This window comes from Streptomyces sp. NPDC107500 (genome assembly GCF_055582785.1).
This window is the reverse complement of record NZ_JBVJPF010000002.1, coordinates 552044-569355: the sequence shown is the minus strand read 5'-3', so window position 1 is coordinate 569355 and position 17312 is coordinate 552044. Positions and strand designations below refer to the sequence as shown.

The window sequence follows — 17312 nt, the reverse complement described above, 5'->3', positions numbered from 1 at the left end:
TTTCACGTCCCCTCACACATAGCAACAGTTCCAAGTTCAAGGAGGAATCCTCATGCGCGTCGTCATGTTCGGTTACCAGACATGGGGTCATCGCACTCTGCGGGCACTGCTCGACTCCTCGCACGACGTGGTGACCGTGGTGACGCACCCGAAGAGCGAGCACGCCTACGAGAAGATCTGGAGCGACTCCGTCGCCGACCTCGCCGCCGAGCACGGCGTGCCGGTGATCATCCGCAACCGGCCCGACGACGAGGAGCTCTTCCAGCTCCTCAAGGACGCCGACCCGGACATCATCGTCGCCAACAACTGGCGCACCTGGATCCCGCCGCGCATCTACAACCTGCCCCGCCACGGCACCCTCAACGTCCACGACTCGCTGCTGCCGAAGTACGCCGGCTTCTCCCCGATCATCTGGGCCCTCATCAACGGGGAGCCGGAGGTCGGAGTCACCGGCCACCTGATGGACGAGGTGCTCGACGCCGGGGACATCGTCCTCCAGCGCTCGGTACCGGTGGGGCCCGAGGACACGGCGACCGACCTGTTCCACAAGACCGTCGACCTCATCGCCCCGGTCACCATAGGCTCCCTGGACCTGATCGCCTCCGGTCAGACCGAATTCACCGCGCAGGACCGGTCGCAGGCCACCTTCTTCCACAAGCGGGCCGAGGAGGACATCCGGATCGACTGGGGGTGGCCGGCCGAGGACCTCCAGCGGCTCGTCCGGGCACAGTCCGCGCCCTACCCGGCCGCCTTCACCTACCACAAGGGCAGCCGGCTGGAGATCCTCTCCGCGGTGGTCTCGGAGAACCGTTACGGCGGCACGCCCGGCCGCATCTTCTACCGGGAGGGCGAGGGGGTGGTGATCGTCGCGGGTGCCGACGCCCGCACCGGCCGCAACCACGGTCTCGCCGTGACCCGGGTACGCACCGAGGACGGCCGGGAGCTGCCCGCGGCCGAGTACTTCACCAGGATGGGCGGCTACCTCACCGACAGGCCCTGAGCCGACGGCCGCGGACGGCCCGGGGGCGAGTTCACCGCACGCCGGTATCCCGGCCCCGGGCCGTCCGAGCCGTGCGTCGACCTCAGCGGTGGTCTGCGCCACCTTGTTCCCGAGCGGGGAGAGGAACCCCTTGATCACCGCCACGCCGCGCCCCGCGACAGCGCAGCCCGGGGCCCAGTGCCCACCCGCCCCCGGTGCGCCGTCCGTTCGGCCCGCACGGTCCGACGACGCCACCGCGCTCGCCGCGCTCTCCCGCCCGTTCGCGCGCTCGGGCGCACTGCGCGAGCGCCCGCCGGCCCAGTACGTCTCCCACGCGCCCGACTTCCTCGTCGTCGAGGCCCCCGACGGAACCCTCGAAGGATGCGTCGGGCTGAGCGTCCACCGCGCCGACCCGGAAGCCGGCCGGCCCGCGGCCGGAGTCCTCTACAACTTCTGCGTCGCCGGTCACCGGCAGGGGGGCGGCTTGGGAGCCCGGCTCCTGCTCGCCGCGCTGGCGAGGGCGCGGAGCCGCTCGCTCCAGACCCTGTTCGCGGCGACGACGGGCAGCGGCCGGCTCTTCCTCCGGCACGGCTTCGCACCGGTGTGCCCGGATCAGGCGCCGCCAACCTGGGCGCGGTCCCTGGACCCCCGGCGCGAGGCGCGCGTCCTCGCCCGCGCCGTGTGAGGCGGGAGCGGCGAAGGGCGGGCGCCCGCGGGACAGCCGCGCGGCGCCCGTTGGGGACGAGGGTGGCGCCCGGTCCGGCGGAGCCCGGCAGGCTCAGCGGCCGTCGCCGCCGGTCACGCGACGTCGTCCTCGGCCTCGGGCGCCGGGTCCGGGACCACGGTCGTGCCCGGTCCGTCCGCGGCGAGGAGGCCGCGAAGCACCGCGTGCGGCACCCGGCCGTCGATGACCCGTGCGCTGCGGACACCGGCTCGGACCGCCCGCAGGCAGCCCTCCATCTTCGGCAGCATGCCGCTCGCCAGATCCGGCAGCAGCGCTTCGAGTTGATTGGCCGTCAGGCGGCTGACGACCCGCGTGCTGCGCGGCCAGTCCGCGTACAGGCCCTCGACGTCGGTCAGCACCACCAGCCGCTCCGCGCCGAGGGCCACGGCCAGCGCGGACGCCGCGAGATCGGCGTTGACGTTGTAGACCTCCCCGTCCACTCCCCGCGCGACGGGTGAGATCACCGGGATGCGGCCCTCATCGAGCAGCGTGCCGACGGCGCCCGGTTCGACGGCCACGACTTCTCCGACGAGACCGATGTCCACCGGCCGGCCGTCCACCCACGCGGGCCGGCGGACGGCCGTCATGGTCCGCGCGTCCTCGCCCGACATCCCCACCGCGAAGGGGCCGTGGGCGTTGAGGGCGCCCACGAGTTCCCGTTGCACCTGGCCGGTCAGCACCATGCGGACCACGTCCATGGTCTCCGGCGTGGTCACCCGCAGGCCCGCCTCGAAGCGGACTTCCAGGTCGAGGCGGGCCAGCATGGCGCTGATCTGAGGTCCGCCGCCGTGTACGACGACCGGGCGCAGGCCCGTGTGCCACAGGTCCACCACGTCCTGGGCGAACGTCCGGTGGAGGGCGGGATCCACCATGGCGTTGCCGCCGAACTTGACGACGACCGTCCGGCCACCGGCCTCCGCCGGCCGGAACGGGCCGGCGGCCGGGCCGCTCGCGAGGGATCCACGGGCAGCGGTCACACTCACGAGCCACTCCATTCAGGGGGTTCTGTTCGGCGAGAGGTCGTGCACCAGAGCCTCGGTCGTGCACACCACGCCGGTGCGGACCGCCCATCGCAGGGCCATGGCGTGTTCTTCGGCGGACAGATCCGCCACGGCGTCGGCGACGACGAAGGGCTGAATGTCGTTCATGAAGGCGTCCGTGGCCGTCAGGAGGACGCCGTGGTGGGCGTAGACCCCGCAGACGATCAACTGGTCGCGCCCCTCCGTGCGCAGCAGTCTTCCGAGGTGGCTGCGGAGGAAGGCGTTGGGGCGCACGTTGGCGAGCAGATGCTCACCCGGGCGGGGCGTGAGCGGGTGGATGATCGCGGCCGCGTCGGGTTCGTCCCCTACGCCGGGTCCCCAGATGTCGGCGACGAGGCCGCGTTGGCCGGGTCGCCGGGCGGCCGGTTCGGCGCTGAAGACGACCGGCATGCCGAGGGCCCAGGCGAGTTCTCGCAGGACCGCGATGTTGTCGACCAGCTCCACGACGGGGGAGCGCCCGGGCGTGAAGGGGGCCACGAAGTGGTTCTGCATGTCATGGACCAGAAGCGCGGCGCGGCGGGGGTCGATGTCCCAAGAAGCCTGCGAGCGGGGGACGTCGGCGCGGCCCGGCATGGGGTAGGAGCGGATGGCCGGTGGGCCCATGACGACTCCTCCCCGGGCGGCGCAGACGCCCCACCCCCTCGTTCTGTTTAGCTTAGCCTAACCTAACGTGCCGTTCGAGGAGCGCCGGCGCGTCGTGCCCGCCTGCCTGCTTCGACGGGTCCCTCAGGGGCGGTTCGGCCACGAACACGCCGGCACCACCCCCCTGGACTCCACCATCGCCGCCGCTCTCCAGACCTCCGTTTCACGACCACCGTCCCTACGCGTGACACAAACTGTCCATATGACAGATGAAGCCACCGACCAGCTGATCGACCACTTCGTCAGTGTCGTCCGGCCAGTTCTGCCTCTGGTTTCGGTGTGGGCGCACGGGTCACTCGCCGGAGGTGACTACCAGCCGGGCCGCAGCGACCTCGACCTGATCGCCGTCCTCGACCGACCATGCACAGCACTGGAGGAACAGCGGCTCGGGGAAGTGCACGAGAGCCTGGGAAGTGCCATCCCCCTCGCCTCGAAGCTGCATTGCAGCTATCCCATTGCCACGGAGCTGGATGATCCAGCGCGCTCGCACCTCACCTGGGCCCACGAGGAACTCATGCACCGGGCGGTCACACCGGTCACCAGGCGTGAACTGCACGACTTCGGGCTCGTCCTGTACGGCCAACCGCCGTCAGCCCTCCTGCCACCGGTGACCGACGCACAGGTCGCTGACTTCATCATCAGTGACATGGCAAGCTTCTGGCGACCGTCCCTCGACCACCCCGAGCGTTGGACCCGCGACATCTGGGTCGACCTCGGCCTGCTGACTCTGGCCAGAGCGATGGTGACGTTGCGGGACGGCAAGCTGATCACCAAGGCCGAGGCTCTCGACGTCCTCACCGAAATGGGAGCTCCGCGGGAGGTCGTGGACGACATCAGGCAGCGCCGCTACGGGAACCACAGCCGAGCCACGGATCAATGGGCCGCCCGCCGAGCCGACCTCACACTCACCTTCCTGGGGCCCGCGATCGAGCAGATCATGGCACTCCCTTCCCCTCAAAGACGGGAAGCATCGACCGGCAAGCGACAACCCGACACCCACTAGAGGACCAGGACGAGTACTGGGTCAACCCTGACAGTACGCGGACCTGGTTCAACGGATGCAGTACCTCCACCCCGGAGGTGATCTGCACCATGAGTAACCCGTAAGGGCCCTGCTGTGCCCCCAGGTCCGGCGGCGGAATCAGTGGACGGGTGTCCAGTGCGGCAACGCTTCGTCCAGCAGCGGCGCTTCATGCCTCTCCCAGATCAAGCACCCCCACACCACACCCGGCGCACCCGGGCCCATCGCGTCGGCCGGACCGCCGGTCAGTGTGCGGTACACCGCATCCAGGTAGGCGGCGATCGACGGATACGCGGCCTTCTGCCCAACACCGATCAAGCCGTCCGACGACCACTGACCCACGCCGATGTCACCCACCCAGTGCCCGGATTCAGCCCCTGCCTCGTCGATGGTCAGCCACGGCACCACCGGGGCACCACCCCACAAGTCAGTGCCGGTATGGTCCGGCAACCGAGGCCTCAGCGCATCCACCGGGGACATGATCACTCCACCGGGCAGGAACGCCCCCGAGCGGACCTCGCCCTCTTCGTCATCCTCGAGCTCCTGGTGCTCCACTCCACCGCATATCCGCCACAACGCGGCCAGCTCGGCAGGAAGCGGAAATCCCAGGTGCTGCCTGAGCGCCGCGTCAGCCGTCTCGATGATCGATTCCGGGACACCAGGCAGCAACGACGACCTGGAGACCGGGGCGTTCGCCGTCAGCCAGGCCGTAAGGCGACTCCAGGCCGCTTCTACGTTCCGTTGATCGCTCATCCCACCAACCTAGTGCTGAGTGGAAGGGTGCGTTGCCCCTGCAGTTGACTGGTGACCATCCGTTGTCGTCGATGGCCAGGTCCAAAACCACGCGGACACTCCAGCCACCGCGTCATCCGCGGAGCCCTACGGCCGGACGCGTCGACGCCTTCCGGTCGCACTTGGCGGACCTAACTGCATGGAACCTGCAGGCGAATGTGCGTACGATCCGTGAATTCGCATACACATTCGCTTGCGCATTCGCATGCGGTGATGCTGAGGGTGGGGATGTACATGAACAACGGCTACCGCAGATCCGTGCTGCCCAAGTGGCACCTGAAGAGCCGTCTGGGGGCCTTGGCGGCAGCATGCCTGCTTGCCCTGACGCCGTTCGGCATGGCGCACGCGGACGAGCCCAACTCGCCCGCCACGCCGACCGAACAGGGCATCGCAGGGGGCAGCGGTGTCGGCTGCGCCGAGGACGAATCCGCTGCGGGCACCGTCGGCAGCCCGCAGCCGCGGCTGACCGCCCGTGTCCACGGCCAGACCGACGACTCCCAAACGGCGAACCTACGGGCCGACTTCACCGTCGACAGCCGAAACGCGGACGGCTCATGGACACCAGTGACTGCCACACTGGCGCCCTCCACGGGCTTCGTCGATGACGGCACGGTTGTCACCGCCACTCTGGCGACGACTCTCTCCCCGGACACCCTCTACCGTATGAACGCAGCCACCCGCTCCTATGCGGGCAGTCAGTACACGGTCTCGGCCGCCACCGCGTTCTGCTACTTCACGGTGGATCCGACGGCCCCGCTGGCCCCCAGGATCATCTACGGCGGGCCCTACACCGAGTGCACCTCCAACGACTGCACTGCCCGGGGCGGCGCGGGCATCCCGGGGACCTTCACCTTCGCCCCCGCGGAGGGAGATTCCCTGGTCATCGGCTACCGGTACAAATTCAGGACCGACGCCACGTGGACACACGTCTCCGGTTCCTCGGCGACCATCGCGTTCACCCCGCCGTCTCGCACGTTCGAGACACTGGAGGTCGCGGCACAGGACGTGTTGAGCCGGTACGGGGCCAGTACGACTACCTCTTTCATGGTCGGGTAGGCGACGCCCACGGCAACTGCACTCAGGCGATGGGAGCCCGCGTCGCTCGCCGGTCAGGGCAGGTCGAGGCCCAGCCGGATCTGGCTGTCCGCGGTGGCCACGATCGTCTCGCGGACGTTGCGGGGCTCCCAGCCCAGTACCGACCGGGCCTTCTCATTGCTGATCACAGGGATGCGGCCGTGCAGGGCTGCGGCGTCCCGCAGGGCAGGCGTGGTCTTCGCCGCTTCGCGCACCTGCTCGACCGTGAGTTCCACGGAGGGCAGGAGATCGGCCGCCGCGGGAAACTGCTCGCGCAGGATCCGCGCCATGCCGAACAGGCTCACCGATGGTCCGCCCACCGCGAGGAAACGCTCGCCCGCGGCCTTCGGGTGCACCATGGCACGCAGGTGCAGATCCACGACGTCGCGCACGTCGACGACGCCGAAGTACATGATCGGCACCACTGGCATCTGCCCGGCCAGCATGCGCTTGACCAGGCCGAGAGAGGCGGACGGCCGGTCGCCCAGTTGGGGGCCGAAGATGCCGGTGGGGTTGATGACGGTCAGCTCGATGCCCCCACGGGCACGCACGTAGTCCCAGGCCGCACGCTCGGCCAGCACCTTCGACTTGTGATAGGCGGGCAGGCCCTCGGTGCCCGGATCGGTCCAGTCGGCCTCCGAATAGTGGTTGTCGGGCTTGACGGTGTAACCGACCGCCGCGTAGGAGGACGTCATCACGACCCGCGGGACGCCCGCATCGCGGGCCGCGGAGATGACGCGCAACGCACCGTCGCGGGCGGGGAGGACGACCTCGTCCTCCGTCTCGGGCGGGGTGGCCGGAAAGGGCGACGCGTGGTGCAGTACGTGGCCGACCCCCTCCATGGCCTTGCGCCAGCCGCGGTCGGCGGCGAGGTCGGCGACGGCGAACTCCAGCCGACCCGCCGGGTCGGCCCCGGCCTGCCGGAGCGCGGCCACTACGCTCTCCCGCTGCCCGGGCTCCCGGACCGTCACCCGGGTCCGGTATCCCTCACGTACCAGCCGGACGACCGAGTGGCTGCCGACGAACCCGGTGCCACCCGTGACGAGCACCGTCTCCCGATGCGACGAAGAGACGGTGGAATCCGCTGTGCTCAATGTGCTCAGTCCCTCAGCATGAATTGGTCCATGACGCGTACGACGCCGTCGACCGCCTGCCGCTCGGCGCCCAGGTCCCCGCGCACACGGGCGTCCCACAGGTCGGCCTTCCGGCGCAGATACGTCAGGCGCAGTTGCAGTTGTTCGATGTCGGCGGCCAGTTTCTGCGCCTGCGTGGAGAACAGCTCCCGCTGCTCGGCGGCGGCGGAATCGCCCTGGGCCAGCAGGTCCAGGTAGCGGCGCATCCCGCTGACCGTCATCCCCGCCGAGCGCAGGCACGACAGCGCCTCGACGCGTTCCACGGTCGCGGGCTCATATCGGCGATGCCCGCTCGATGCGTCCCGGGCCACTTCTCCCAGCAGGCCGATCTTCTCGTAATAGCGCAGCGTGGGTTCGCTGAAGCCGGATCGTTGCGCCATCTCCTGGATGGTCAGATCCCTGCCACGTCCCCTGGTCGCTCCTGCCATGTCCACAGCCTCCGGTACTTCAAGCGCTTGAAGTCAAGCTCGCTCGCCCACGACCTGGGCGCAACCGCAGCCGGCACGAAGAGTCCGTGCCAGGGCAGGTCGTGCCGAAGCCACCAGACCTGCTTCCCCGCTCCGGACACGAGCGGATGGCGCCTGGTTACTATGCTCACCCCGTACCGGAGGTAGGCGACCAAGGGATGCAAGGTCAGTAGGCGATGAGAGATTCGAAGTCGTTGAGAGATGTCGCCGTGACCCGCTACATCGAACCCCTGCGATCCGGTGGCTCCGTCCCCGGTGTCGTCGAGGCCGACGACCTCGGCACCTACGTCCTGAAGTTCACCGGCTCCGCGCAGGGGCACAAGGCCCTGGTCGCCGAGGTGATCGTCGGTGAACTGGCCCGGGAGCTGGGCCTCCGAGTCCCCGAACTCGTCCTCGCGCACTTCGACCCGGCGATCGCCGAGCACGAACCGCACCAGGAGGTGCGCGACCTGCTCGACGCCAGTGCCGGACTCAACCTCGGCATGGACTACCTGTCGGGCGGCGCCGACCTCACGCCGGAGCTGGCCAGCACGTTCCCCGTGGACGCGCGGGAGGCCGGACGGATCGTCTGGCTGGACGCCCTCACCGTGAACGTGGACCGCACGGTGCACAGCTCCAACCTGATGGTCTGGCCCACCCTCGGTGTCGCACCCCCGCGCCTGTGGCTGATCGACCACGGCGCCGCGCTCGTCTTCCACCACCGCTGGGACACCTCCGCCCCGGAGAAGGCGTACGACTTCCGCCACCACGCCCTCGGCCACCACGCGCCCGACGTCCCGGCCGCCGACGCCGAACTGGCCCCGAAGGTGACGGAGGAACTGCTGCGCGACGTGGTGAGCCGGGTGCCGGACGCCTGGCTGACCCCCGAGGCGGGCTTCGGCACACCGGACGAGGTGCGCTCCGCCTACGTCGGCTACCTGCACGCGCGCGTACGGGCGTCCGCGCGGTGGCTGCCCACCGACTTCCCGGGCCGCGACGAGCTGGCCGCCGAGAACGCCGCCCGCGCCGCCCGGACCGAGCGGGGGCGCCCGGACTGGCTCAAGCGCGTCCCCGACCTGCACGGCAGGCCGGCCGCCGAACGGGACTGGTCCGCCCACCTGGACTGAGACACGACCGCGCCCCCGGTGCTGTGCGGTACCGGGGGCGCGGGTCGGTCACGTACGCCGGGCGTCAGCCCTTGAGCTGCTCGTACGCCGGCAGCGTCAGGAAGTCGGCGTAGTCCTCGTCGAGCGAGACCGTCAGGAGCAGGTCGTGGGCCTGCTGCCAGTTGCCGCCCGAGAAGGCATCGTCGCCGATCTCCGCGCGGATGTTCGCCAGTTCCTCGGCGGCGACCTTGCGGGCCAGCTCGGCGGTGACCTGCTCGCCGTTGTCGAGGACGACCTCCGCGTTGATCCACTGCCAGATCTGCGAGCGGGAGATCTCGGCGGTGGCCGCGTCCTCCATCAGGTTGAAGATGGCGACCGCGCCGAGACCGCGCAGCCAGGCCTCGATGTAGCGGATGCCGACCTGCACCGCGTTGACCAGGCCCGCGTACGTCGGCTTGGCGTCCAGGGAGTCGATCGCGATCAGGTCGGCCGCCTTGACGTCGACGTCCTCGCGCAGCCGGTCCTTCTGGTTGGGCCGGTCGCCCATGACCTTGTCGAAGGACTCCATGGCGATCGGGACCAGGTCGGGGTGGGCGACCCAGGAGCCGTCGAAGCCGTCGCCGGCCTCGCGGTCCTTGTCGGCGCGGACCTTCTCGAAGGCCACCTTGTTGACCTCGGCGTCCCGGCGGGACGGGATGAACGCCGCCATGCCGCCGATCGCGTGCGCGCCGCGCTTGTGGCAGGTGCGCACGAGTAGTTCGGTGTACGCGCGCATGAACGGGGCGGTCATCGTGACCGCGTTGCGGTCCGGAAGGACGAACTTGGCACCGCCGTCACGGAAGTTCTTCACGATGGAGAACAGGTAGTCCCAGCGGCCCGCGTTCAGCCCCGAGGCGTGGTCGCGCAGTTCGTAGAGGATCTCCTCCATCTCGTACGCGGCCGTGATCGTCTCGATCAGGACGGTGGCGCGGACGGTGCCCTGCGGGATGCCGACGTAGTCCTGCGCGAAGACGAACACCTCGTTCCAGAGGCGGGCCTCCAGGTGCGACTCCGTCTTGGGCAGGTAGAAGTACGGGCCCTTGCCGAGGTCCAGCAGGCGCTGGGCGTTGTGGAAGAAGTACAGGCCGAAGTCGACCAGCGCGCCCGGCACCGGACGGCCGTCGACCTGGAGGTGGCGCTCGTCGAGGTGCCAGCCGCGCGGGCGCATGACGACCGTCGCCAGCTCCGCGTCCGGGCGCAGCGCGTACGACTTGCCGGTGCGCTCGTCGGTGAAGTCGATGGCGCGGTGGTAGGCGGCGGTGAGGTTGAGCTGGCCGCCGACGACGTTCTCCCAGGTCGGCGCGGAGGCGTCCTCGAAGTCCGCGAGCCAGACCTTCGCGCCCGAGTTGAGGGCGTTGATGGTCATCTTGCGGTCGGTCGGACCGGTGATCTCGACCCGGCGGTCCTGAAGCGCGGCCGGAGCGGGGGCCACCTTCCAGGAGTCGTCCGCGCGAATGGCGGCGGTCTCCGGGAGGAAGTCGAGCGTGGAGGTGCGGGCGATCGAGGCGCGGCGCTCCGCACGGCGGGCGAGGAGCTCGTCACGCCGGGGCGTGAACCGCCGGTGCAGCTCGGCCACGAAGGCGAGCGCCGCATCGGTGAGGACCTCCTCCTGCCGGGGCAGGGGCTCGGCGTCGACGATGGCCAGCGGGGACGGCGCTGGTGCGGACATGAGCTGTCACTTCCTTCAGCGGTGGCACCGGGTGCCAGAGGGCGCGTATGGGGCATTACGCACTCGCTGTGCGGTCGAGTGCTTCTGGTCAGTGGATACTAGTTTCCTCATCGTGGAACTTCAATGGTTTGTTGACGTCGAGATTCTCCGGTTCGAGGAAAGGTGGCGCTCGGTGCCACGCCCTTCACTCAAGGTGGACCAGGTCCGCCTCGGTGTCGATGTCGTACGGCCGCGCCACGTCCGCGCACTCCACGAGCGCGATCTCGGCCTCGTGTTCCCTCAGGTAGGCGCGTGCCCCCCGGTCCCCGGTGGCAGTCGCCGCGACCCCCGCCCAGTGCGCGGCGCCGAGCAGGACGGGGTGCCCGCGCACCCCCGCGTACGCCGCCGACACGAGCGACGTCTCGTCCCGGTATCCGGCGCGCACCCGGGCCATCGCCTCCGCGCCGATGCCGGGCTGGTCCACCAGGGAGACCAGGGCCGCCCGTGCCCCCGTCCCGGTGAGCGAGTCGAGCCCGGTCCGCAGCGAGGACCCCATGCCCCGCTCCCACTCCGGGTTGTCCACGAGTACGCAGCCCGCGAGATCCGCCCGGTCGCGTACGTCCGCCGCGCGCGCTCCGAGGACGACGTGCACGCGGGTGCAGCCGGCCGCGCGGAGCACGGCGACCGCGTGTTCGACGAGTGGGTGTCCACGGTGTTCGAGCAGTGCCTTGGGGCGTCCGCCGAGCCGCCGGCCGCCCCCGGCGGCCAGCAGCAGCCCCGCTACCTGGTCTTCGTCATCCGTCATGGTTCCTGCATACCTGACGGCCCGCCAAACGTCCGGGCGTGCGCGGGGTTGCCGGAGACTGAAATTCGGTCCGCGTGGTGGCGGGCGCCGTGCGGCGTGGCGTTTACTGGCCCGCGCACGACGGGGTTCGAGGGGGAGGGCTGCGTTGCGGAGCTTGGGGCAGAGGCGAGTGACCGTCGGCGACGAGGACGTGAGGGTGACGGAACTGAGGGCCGCGGTGTCCCGGTTGCGCCGCCAACTGGCCCTGTTGCCCGCCGACTTCCCGGACCGGGCGATCGCCGAGGACGAGCTGGCCGATCTCGCCGCGATGGCGGGGCACGGGATCCCCGAGGCGCCTCGGCTGCGCCGCTCCCTGCTGCTGATAGCGGCCGCGATCGGCTCCGTCAGCGCCCTGTCGCCGGGGCTGACGGAGGTCCGGCACGCCGTGGAACTCTTCGGGGACCCGCCGCCGCGCGGCGAGGGGCCCTAGGGCGGGTCGGGCGGCTTCAGGCCGTCGGGTTGCCGTTCGACATCAGCAGTGCCTCCGACAGTTCCGCCGCCACCTGCTGGAGCAGGGGCACGATCCGGTCGGTCGCGGCCTCGGTGACGCGGCCCGCCGGGCCGGAGATCGAGATGGCCGCCGCGGTGGGGGAGTCCGGCACGGAGACGGCCAGGCAGCGCACGCCGATCTCCTGCTCGTTGTCGTCGATCGCGTATCCCTGACGGCGCACGTCCGCCAGCGCCGCGATGAACCCGTCCGGCGTGGTGATCGTCTTGTCGGTCGCGGCCGGCATGCCCGTGCGGCCCAGCAGGGCGCGCACCTCGTCCGCCGGGAAGTCCGCGAGCAGCGCCTTGCCCACGCCGGTGGAGTGCGGCAGGACGCGCCGGCCGACCTCGGTGAACATGCGCATCGAGTGCTTGGACGGCACCTGGGCGACGTACACGATCTCGTCACCGTCGAGCAGTGCCATGTTCGCCGTCTCGCCCGTCTCCTCGACCAGGCGCGCCAGGTGCGGGCGGGCCCAGGTGCCGAGCAGCCGGGAGGCGGACTCGCCCAGGCGGATCAGGCGGGGGCCGAGCGCGTACCGGCGGTTGGGCTGCTGACGGACGTATCCGCAGGCCACGAGGGTGCGCATCAGGCGGTGGATGGTCGGCAGCGGCAGGCCGCTGCTGGCCGACAGCTCGCTCAGGCCGACCTCGCCGCCCGCGTCCGCCATCCGTTCGAGCAGGTCGAAGGCGCGCTCCAGGGACTGGACGCCGCCTGTGGCGGACCTGGCGGAGTCGGTGGTGCTGGCGCTGGACGTCGGCACGGCACGTTCCTTTCGGGGCTGGCGGGAGGAAAGAAGCGTACCCGGCGGCCGGTTGACTACCGGCTTGTACGTAGCTACGTTCTGCTTGCTGGAATTCTAATTCCGCTTTGTGGAAACGTCCAGGGCTAGGTACTGGGCATGCCTCCACAAAGGGTGCCTCTTGACGGGGTCCGGCGGGGAGTGAAGACTCCTTCAACAGAACGTTGAAACACAGTGCAGGGAAGAGAGGGGTTCGGGTGTCGCAGGCTGAACTGGTGCTGCGCTCGACGCGCGTCGTCACTCCCGAGGGGACACGCGCCGCGTCGATCGCGGTGACCGGAGAGAAGATCACCGCCGTCCTCCCGTACGACGCCCCCGTCCCGGAGGGCGCCCGCCTGGAGGACGTCGGCGACCACGTCGTCCTGCCCGGCCTGGTCGACACCCACGTGCACGTGAACGACCCGGGGCGCACCGAGTGGGAGGGCTTCTGGACCGCCACCCGCGCGGCGGCGGCCGGCGGCATCACCACCCTCGTGGACATGCCGCTCAACTCCATCCCGCCGACCACGACGGTCGACCACCTGCGTATCAAGCGCGAGGTCGCGGCCGCCAAGGCCCACATCGACGTCGGCTTCTGGGGCGGCGCCCTGCCCGACAACGTCAAGGACCTGCGCCCGCTGCACGAGGCCGGGGTCTTCGGCTTCAAGGCGTTCCTGTCGCCGTCCGGGGTCGACGAGTTCCCCCACCTCGACCAGGAGCAGCTCGCCCGGTCGCTGGCGGAGATCGCCGCCTTCGACGGCCTGCTCATCGTGCACGCCGAGGACCCGCACCACCTGGCCGCGGCCCCGCAGCAGGGCGGTCCGAAGTACAGCCACTTCCTCGCCAGCCGCCCGCGCGACGCCGAGGACACCGCGATCGCCACGCTGCTCGCGCAGGCCAAGCGGTTCAACGCCCGCGTGCACATCCTCCACCTCTCCTCCAGTGACGCCCTGCCGCTGATCGCGCAGGCCCGCGCCGACGGCGTGCAGGTGACGGTCGAGACCTGCCCGCACTACCTCACGCTCACCGCCGAGGAAGTGCCGGACGGCGCCAGCGAGTTCAAGTGCTGCCCGCCGATCCGCGAGGCCGCCAACCAGGACCTGCTCTGGCAGGCCCTCGTGGACGGCACCGTCGACTGCGTGGTCACCGACCACTCGCCGTCCACCGCCGACCTCAAGACCGACGACTTCGCCACCGCCTGGGGTGGCATCGCCGGGCTCCAGCTGAGCCTGCCCGCGATGTGGACCAAGGCCCGCGAGCGCGGTCTCGGCCTGGAGGACATCGTGCGCTGGATGTCGGCGCAGACGGCGCGCCAGGTGGGTCTCGACGGGCGCAAGGGTGCCATCGCGGCCGGCCACGACGCCGACTTCGCCGTCCTCGCCCCCGACGAGACCTTCACCGTCGATCCGGCCGCCCTCCAGCACCGCAACCGCGTCACCGCGTACGCGGGCAAGACCCTGTACGGCGTCGTGAAGTCCACCTGGCTGCGCGGAGAGCGCGTCCTGGCGGACGGCGCGTTCACCGACCCGAAGGGACAGCTCCTCACCCGGACCTGAGACGTCCGGACCCCCTGAACCCAGACCACCCCGAACGACCCCGAGAGGAACACCTGATCACCGTGACGGCCCAGCAGAACTCCCAGTTGGCCAGCTTCACCGGCGACGCGAACCCCTACGGAGGCGGTGACCCGTACGCGGACTACCGCACGGCCGACCTCCCGTTCACCCATCTCGCGAACCTCGCCGACCGGCGACTGGGCGCCGGTGTCGTCGCCGCCAACGACGAGTTCTTCGCCCAGCGCGAGAACCTGCTGGTGCCGGAGCCCGCCGAGTTCGACCCCGAGCACTTCGGGCACAAGGGCAAGGTCATGGACGGCTGGGAGACCCGGCGGCGGCGCGGCGCCTCCGCCGAGCACCCCTGGCCCACCGAGGACGACCACGACTGGGCGCTGGTCCGGCTCGGCGCGCCCGGCGTGATCCGCGGCATCGTCGTCGACACGGCCCACTTCCGCGGCAACTACCCGCAGGCGGTCTCCGTCGAGGGCGCCACCGTCGAGGGCTCCCCGTCGGCGGAGGAACTGCTCGCCGGGGACGTCAAGTGGACGACCCTCGTCCCGCGCACCCCCGTCGGCGGGCACGCCGCCAACGGCTTCGCGGTCTCGGCCGAGCAGCGCTTCACCCACCTGCGCCTCAAGCAGCACCCCGACGGCGGCATCGCCCGTCTTCGGGTGTACGGCGAGGTCCTGCCCGACCCGGCCTGGCTCACCGCCCTCGGCACCTTCGACGTGGTCGCCCTGGAGAACGGCGGACAGGCCGAGGACGCCTCCAACCTCTTCTACTCGCCGGCCACCAACACCATCCAGCCGGGCCGCTCCCGCAAGATGGACGACGGCTGGGAGACCCGCCGCCGCCGCGACCAGGGCAACGACTGGATCAGCTATCGGCTCGTGGACCGCTCCCAGATCCGCGCGATCGAGATCGACACGGCCTACCTGAAGGGCAACTCGGCCGGCTGGGCCTCGGTGTCCGTGCGGGACGGCGAGGGCGGGGAGTGGCGCGAGATCCTGCCCCGCACCCGCCTCCAGCCCGACACCAACCACCGCTTCGTCCTGCCGGAGCCGGCCGTCGGCACGCACGCGCGCGTGGACATCTTCCCCGACGGCGGCATCTCCCGCCTGCGCCTGTTCGGCTCCCTCACCGAGGACGGCGCGGCCCACCTGGCCGCCCGCCACCAGGAGCTCGGCGGCTGACCCCGCCCTTCACACCCACGCGCGGGGCGCCCGGCCGGACAGCACCGGTGCGCCCCGCGCGTGCGTTCCCCCGCGTCCGCATCCGCGAGGGGCGGGCGGACGGAGCGGTCCTACGCCGCGTGGCCGCCGTCCACGGCGAACTCCGCGCCCGTGACGTACGAGGCGCCGGCCAGGTGCGCCACCATCGAGGCCACCTCGTCGGCGGTGCCGAAGCGGCCCAGCGCGGTCAGTGCCGACTGGCCGTCGGCGTACGGTCCGTCGGCCGGGTTCATGTCGGTGTCGATCGGGCCGGGGTGAATGACGTTGGCCGTGATGCCGCGCCCGCCCAGTTCCCGGGCCAGCGCCTTGGTCAGCCCGGTCAGAGCCGACTTGCTCATCGCGTACAGCGTCCCGCCGGGACCCGGCACGCGCTGCGCCATGCAGCTGCCGATGGTGATGATCCGTCCGCCGTCCGCCATGCGGCCGGCCGCTGCCTGCGCGGTGAGGAAGACGCCGCGCACGTTGACGGCCAGGACCCGGTCCAGGTCGGCGACCGAGAACCCCTCGATGGGGCCGAGCAGCCCGACGCCGGCGTTGTTGACCAGCACGTCGAGCCCGCCCAGGGCGCCGGCGGCCCGCTCCACCGCCCCCGCCGCCTCGGCCGGGTCGGCGGAGTCCGCGCGCAGGGCCACCGCCCGGCGTCCCAGCCCCTCCACCTCGCGTACGACGTCCGCGGCGGCGTCCTTGCCGTTCACATAGGTCAGGGCCACGTCGGCCCCCTCACGCGCCAGCCGCAGCACGGTGGCCGCGCCGATCCCGCGGCTGCCGCCGGTGACGAGGGCGGTCCGGCCCAGCAGGGGTGCGGAGGGGTGGGTCAGCGAATCCGTGTTCGTGTGCGTGTCCGTGTTCGTCTTCATGGGTCCATCCCAGCGGGCGGCGACCCCGCGTGCTGGCGGCGATCGGACGTCGAATCCGGAAGGCCCGATCGCGGCTCGCGGGGTCTGTGAACGCGCTGAAAACACATATGACGTCCAGGGAAACTCCACGGTCTTGTCATTGACATGCCACTGTCTACGCGCGTCATCATGACTCCATGCGATTCCCCCCACACGCCGCCCGGCTCGGCGCGGCAACCGCAGTCCTGTCCGCCCTCCTCATGGGCGGCACCGTCTCCGCGACCACCGCGGGCGCCGCCCCGGCGGCGGTCGGCGACATCTGCTACAGCGCCCTGCCCTCCCAGGCGCACGACACCCTGGACCTGATCGAGCAGGGCGGCCCCTACCCCTTCGAGCAGGACGGGACCGTCTTCCAGAACCGGGAGGGCATCCTGCCCGGCCAGTCCACCGGCTACTACCACGAGTACACGGTGATCACCCCGGGCTCCGACACTCGCGGCGCCCGGCGCATCGTCACCGGTGAGAAGACCCAGGAGGACTACTACACGGCCGACCACTACGCGTCGTTCGACCTCGTCGACCACGGCTGCTGAGCGGCCGGGCCGGGGCGGCCCGAGTGCTCAGCCGGGCTTGCGGCTCTCGGCGGCCGCGAAGAGCGCGCCGCCGAGCACGAGCAGCGCCACGCTCGCGTAGAGCTCGGCGCCGTCGAGGAAACCGATCCGCTGCACCAGGCCCCAATGCCAGTCGGTGAACTCGTGCAACAGCCCCAACACGCCCTGGATCACGGCGAGCAGTCCCAGGAACTCCAGCAATTCCTTCATGTCACCGACTCTCGCCCCGCGGACCCCCCACCCACATCGGCCGCGGGGCGAGATCTCCCCGACCGAAGGCCCCCTTCTCCGTCGCCCCGTGCGCCGAAAGTACGAGGTCCC

General features: G+C 70.9%; 19 protein-coding genes. 9 read left to right on the top strand and 10 right to left on the bottom strand.

Annotated features, from left to right (window positions below; translation table 11 throughout):
- Positions 1-52 precede the first annotated feature (52 nt).
- Positions 53-1000, top strand: a complete 948-nt coding sequence (locus ACZ67M_RS08610) for a methionyl-tRNA formyltransferase (RefSeq protein ID WP_392235902.1) — start codon at positions 53-55, stop codon at positions 998-1000.
- A 130-nt stretch (positions 1001-1130) separates the two neighbouring features.
- Complete coding sequence (locus ACZ67M_RS08605) at positions 1131-1664, top strand: GNAT family N-acetyltransferase (RefSeq protein ID WP_469850139.1); 534 nt, start codon at positions 1131-1133, stop codon at positions 1662-1664.
- A gap of 113 nt (positions 1665-1777) precedes the next feature.
- Here the strand turns inward: ACZ67M_RS08605 and argB are convergent, their stop codons facing one another.
- Both argB and ACZ67M_RS08595 read right to left on the bottom strand, forming a co-directional pair.
- Complete coding sequence (argB, locus tag ACZ67M_RS08600; RefSeq protein WP_469850695.1) at positions 1778-2575, bottom strand: acetylglutamate kinase; 798 nt, start codon at positions 2573-2575, stop codon at positions 1778-1780.
- A gap of 123 nt (positions 2576-2698) precedes the next feature.
- A complete protein-coding gene (locus ACZ67M_RS08595) occupies positions 2699-3346 on the bottom strand; it encodes an isochorismatase family protein (RefSeq protein ID WP_361358243.1) in 648 nt (215 codons plus the stop codon).
- 67 nt (positions 3347-3413) lie between these two features.
- On the opposite strand from ACZ67M_RS08595, the gene ACZ67M_RS08590 reads away from it, so the two are divergent.
- Positions 3414-4388, top strand: coding sequence for a nucleotidyltransferase domain-containing protein (locus tag ACZ67M_RS08590; RefSeq protein ID WP_469850138.1), 975 nt, complete (start codon positions 3414-3416; stop codon positions 4386-4388).
- A gap of 138 nt (positions 4389-4526) precedes the next feature.
- Here ACZ67M_RS08590 and ACZ67M_RS08585 read toward each other — a convergent pair whose 3' ends face one another.
- Positions 4527-5159: an SMI1/KNR4 family protein gene (locus tag ACZ67M_RS08585; protein ID WP_469850137.1), complete on the bottom strand. Its 633-nt coding sequence runs from the start codon at positions 5157-5159 to the stop codon at positions 4527-4529.
- Positions 5160-5432: 273 nt separating this feature from the next.
- Here ACZ67M_RS08585 and ACZ67M_RS08580 point away from each other — a divergent pair, with 273 nt between their 5' ends.
- Complete coding sequence (locus tag ACZ67M_RS08580) at positions 5433-6254, top strand: hypothetical protein (protein ID WP_392100972.1); 822 nt, start codon at positions 5433-5435, stop codon at positions 6252-6254.
- Between the two features lie 53 nt (positions 6255-6307).
- On the opposite strand, the gene ACZ67M_RS08575 is transcribed toward ACZ67M_RS08580, so the two are convergent.
- Complete coding sequence (locus ACZ67M_RS08575) at positions 6308-7321, bottom strand: NAD-dependent epimerase/dehydratase family protein (protein WP_469850136.1); 1014 nt, start codon at positions 7319-7321, stop codon at positions 6308-6310.
- A gap of 50 nt (positions 7322-7371) precedes the next feature.
- The gene (locus ACZ67M_RS08570) at positions 7372-7785 is read right to left on the bottom strand and encodes a MerR family transcriptional regulator (protein ID WP_469850134.1); all 414 of its coding nucleotides are present in this window, start codon (positions 7783-7785) and stop codon (positions 7372-7374) included.
- Between the two features lie 263 nt (positions 7786-8048).
- Between ACZ67M_RS08570 and ACZ67M_RS08565 the strand changes: the two genes are divergently transcribed.
- Positions 8049-8978, top strand: coding sequence for a HipA family kinase (locus ACZ67M_RS08565; protein WP_469850133.1), 930 nt, complete (start codon positions 8049-8051; stop codon positions 8976-8978).
- A gap of 64 nt (positions 8979-9042) precedes the next feature.
- Here ACZ67M_RS08565 and aceB read toward each other — a convergent pair whose 3' ends face one another.
- Together aceB and ACZ67M_RS08555 are read right to left on the bottom strand one after the other, a co-directional pair.
- Entirely contained in the window at positions 9043-10665 is a 1623-nt protein-coding gene (gene aceB, locus ACZ67M_RS08560) for a malate synthase A (RefSeq protein WP_469850132.1), read from the bottom strand.
- A gap of 184 nt (positions 10666-10849) precedes the next feature.
- Positions 10850-11449 carry a nucleotidyltransferase family protein gene (locus ACZ67M_RS08555; protein WP_361358260.1) on the bottom strand — a complete coding sequence of 200 codons (600 nt, stop codon included), beginning with the start codon at positions 11447-11449 and terminating at the stop codon, positions 10850-10852.
- A 169-nt stretch (positions 11450-11618) separates the two neighbouring features.
- Here ACZ67M_RS08555 and ACZ67M_RS08550 point away from each other — a divergent pair, with 169 nt between their 5' ends.
- A complete protein-coding gene (locus ACZ67M_RS08550; RefSeq protein ID WP_361358847.1) occupies positions 11619-11918 on the top strand; it encodes a DUF5955 family protein in 300 nt (99 codons plus the stop codon).
- Between the two features lie 16 nt (positions 11919-11934).
- Here the strand turns inward: ACZ67M_RS08550 and allR are convergent, their stop codons facing one another.
- Positions 11935-12738: an allantoin degradation transcriptional regulator AllR gene (gene allR / locus ACZ67M_RS08545; RefSeq protein ID WP_469850130.1), complete on the bottom strand. Its 804-nt coding sequence runs from the start codon at positions 12736-12738 to the stop codon at positions 11935-11937.
- A 236-nt stretch (positions 12739-12974) separates the two neighbouring features.
- On the opposite strand from allR, the gene allB reads away from it, so the two are divergent.
- Complete coding sequence (gene allB, locus ACZ67M_RS08540) at positions 12975-14312, top strand: allantoinase AllB (protein WP_361358265.1); 1338 nt, start codon at positions 12975-12977, stop codon at positions 14310-14312.
- A gap of 62 nt (positions 14313-14374) precedes the next feature.
- On the top strand, positions 14375-15505 hold the full coding sequence (gene alc / locus ACZ67M_RS08535) for an allantoicase (protein ID WP_361358268.1): 1131 nt from the start codon (positions 14375-14377) through the stop codon (positions 15503-15505).
- A 110-nt stretch (positions 15506-15615) separates the two neighbouring features.
- Here alc and ACZ67M_RS08530 read toward each other — a convergent pair whose 3' ends face one another.
- Positions 15616-16401 carry an SDR family oxidoreductase gene (locus ACZ67M_RS08530; RefSeq protein ID WP_469850127.1) on the bottom strand — a complete coding sequence of 262 codons (786 nt, stop codon included), beginning with the start codon at positions 16399-16401 and terminating at the stop codon, positions 15616-15618.
- A 176-nt stretch (positions 16402-16577) separates the two neighbouring features.
- On the opposite strand from ACZ67M_RS08530, the gene ACZ67M_RS08525 reads away from it, so the two are divergent.
- Positions 16578-16973, top strand: coding sequence for a guanyl-specific ribonuclease (locus tag ACZ67M_RS08525; protein ID WP_361358274.1), 396 nt, complete (start codon positions 16578-16580; stop codon positions 16971-16973).
- 27 nt (positions 16974-17000) lie between these two features.
- On the opposite strand, the gene ACZ67M_RS08520 is transcribed toward ACZ67M_RS08525, so the two are convergent.
- Positions 17001-17201 carry a hypothetical protein gene (locus tag ACZ67M_RS08520; RefSeq protein WP_361358277.1) on the bottom strand — a complete coding sequence of 67 codons (201 nt, stop codon included), beginning with the start codon at positions 17199-17201 and terminating at the stop codon, positions 17001-17003.
- Positions 17202-17312: the final 111 nt, after the last annotated feature.

What these genes read in the sequence shown, in the direction of transcription:
- ACZ67M_RS08610 (WP_392235902.1), top strand. Translation starts at nt 53, where the DNA reads ATGCGCGTCGTCATGTTCGGTTACCAGACATGGGGTCATCGCACTCTG.
- argB (WP_469850695.1), bottom strand. Translation starts at nt 2,575, where the DNA reads ATGGTGGATCCCGCCCTCCACCGGACGTTCGCCCAGGACGTGGTGGAC.
- ACZ67M_RS08595 (WP_361358243.1), bottom strand. Translation starts at nt 3,346, where the DNA reads ATGGGCCCACCGGCCATCCGCTCCTACCCCATGCCGGGCCGCGCCGAC.
- ACZ67M_RS08585 (WP_469850137.1), bottom strand. Translation starts at nt 5,159, where the DNA reads ATGAGCGATCAACGGAACGTAGAAGCGGCCTGGAGTCGCCTTACGGCC.
- ACZ67M_RS08580 (WP_392100972.1), top strand. Translation starts at nt 5,433, where the DNA reads ATGAACAACGGCTACCGCAGATCCGTGCTGCCCAAGTGGCACCTGAAG.
- ACZ67M_RS08570 (WP_469850134.1), bottom strand. Translation starts at nt 7,785, where the DNA reads ATGGCGCAACGATCCGGCTTCAGCGAACCCACGCTGCGCTATTACGAG.
- ACZ67M_RS08565 (WP_469850133.1), top strand. Translation starts at nt 8,049, where the DNA reads ATGAGAGATTCGAAGTCGTTGAGAGATGTCGCCGTGACCCGCTACATC.
- aceB (WP_469850132.1), bottom strand. Translation starts at nt 10,665, where the DNA reads ATGTCCGCACCAGCGCCGTCCCCGCTGGCCATCGTCGACGCCGAGCCC.
- ACZ67M_RS08555 (WP_361358260.1), bottom strand. Translation starts at nt 11,449, where the DNA reads ATGACGGATGACGAAGACCAGGTAGCGGGGCTGCTGCTGGCCGCCGGG.
- ACZ67M_RS08530 (WP_469850127.1), bottom strand. Translation starts at nt 16,401, where the DNA reads ATGAAGACGAACACGGACACGCACACGAACACGGATTCGCTGACCCAC.
- ACZ67M_RS08525 (WP_361358274.1), top strand. Translation starts at nt 16,578, where the DNA reads ATGCGATTCCCCCCACACGCCGCCCGGCTCGGCGCGGCAACCGCAGTC.
- ACZ67M_RS08520 (WP_361358277.1), bottom strand. Translation starts at nt 17,201, where the DNA reads ATGAAGGAATTGCTGGAGTTCCTGGGACTGCTCGCCGTGATCCAGGGC.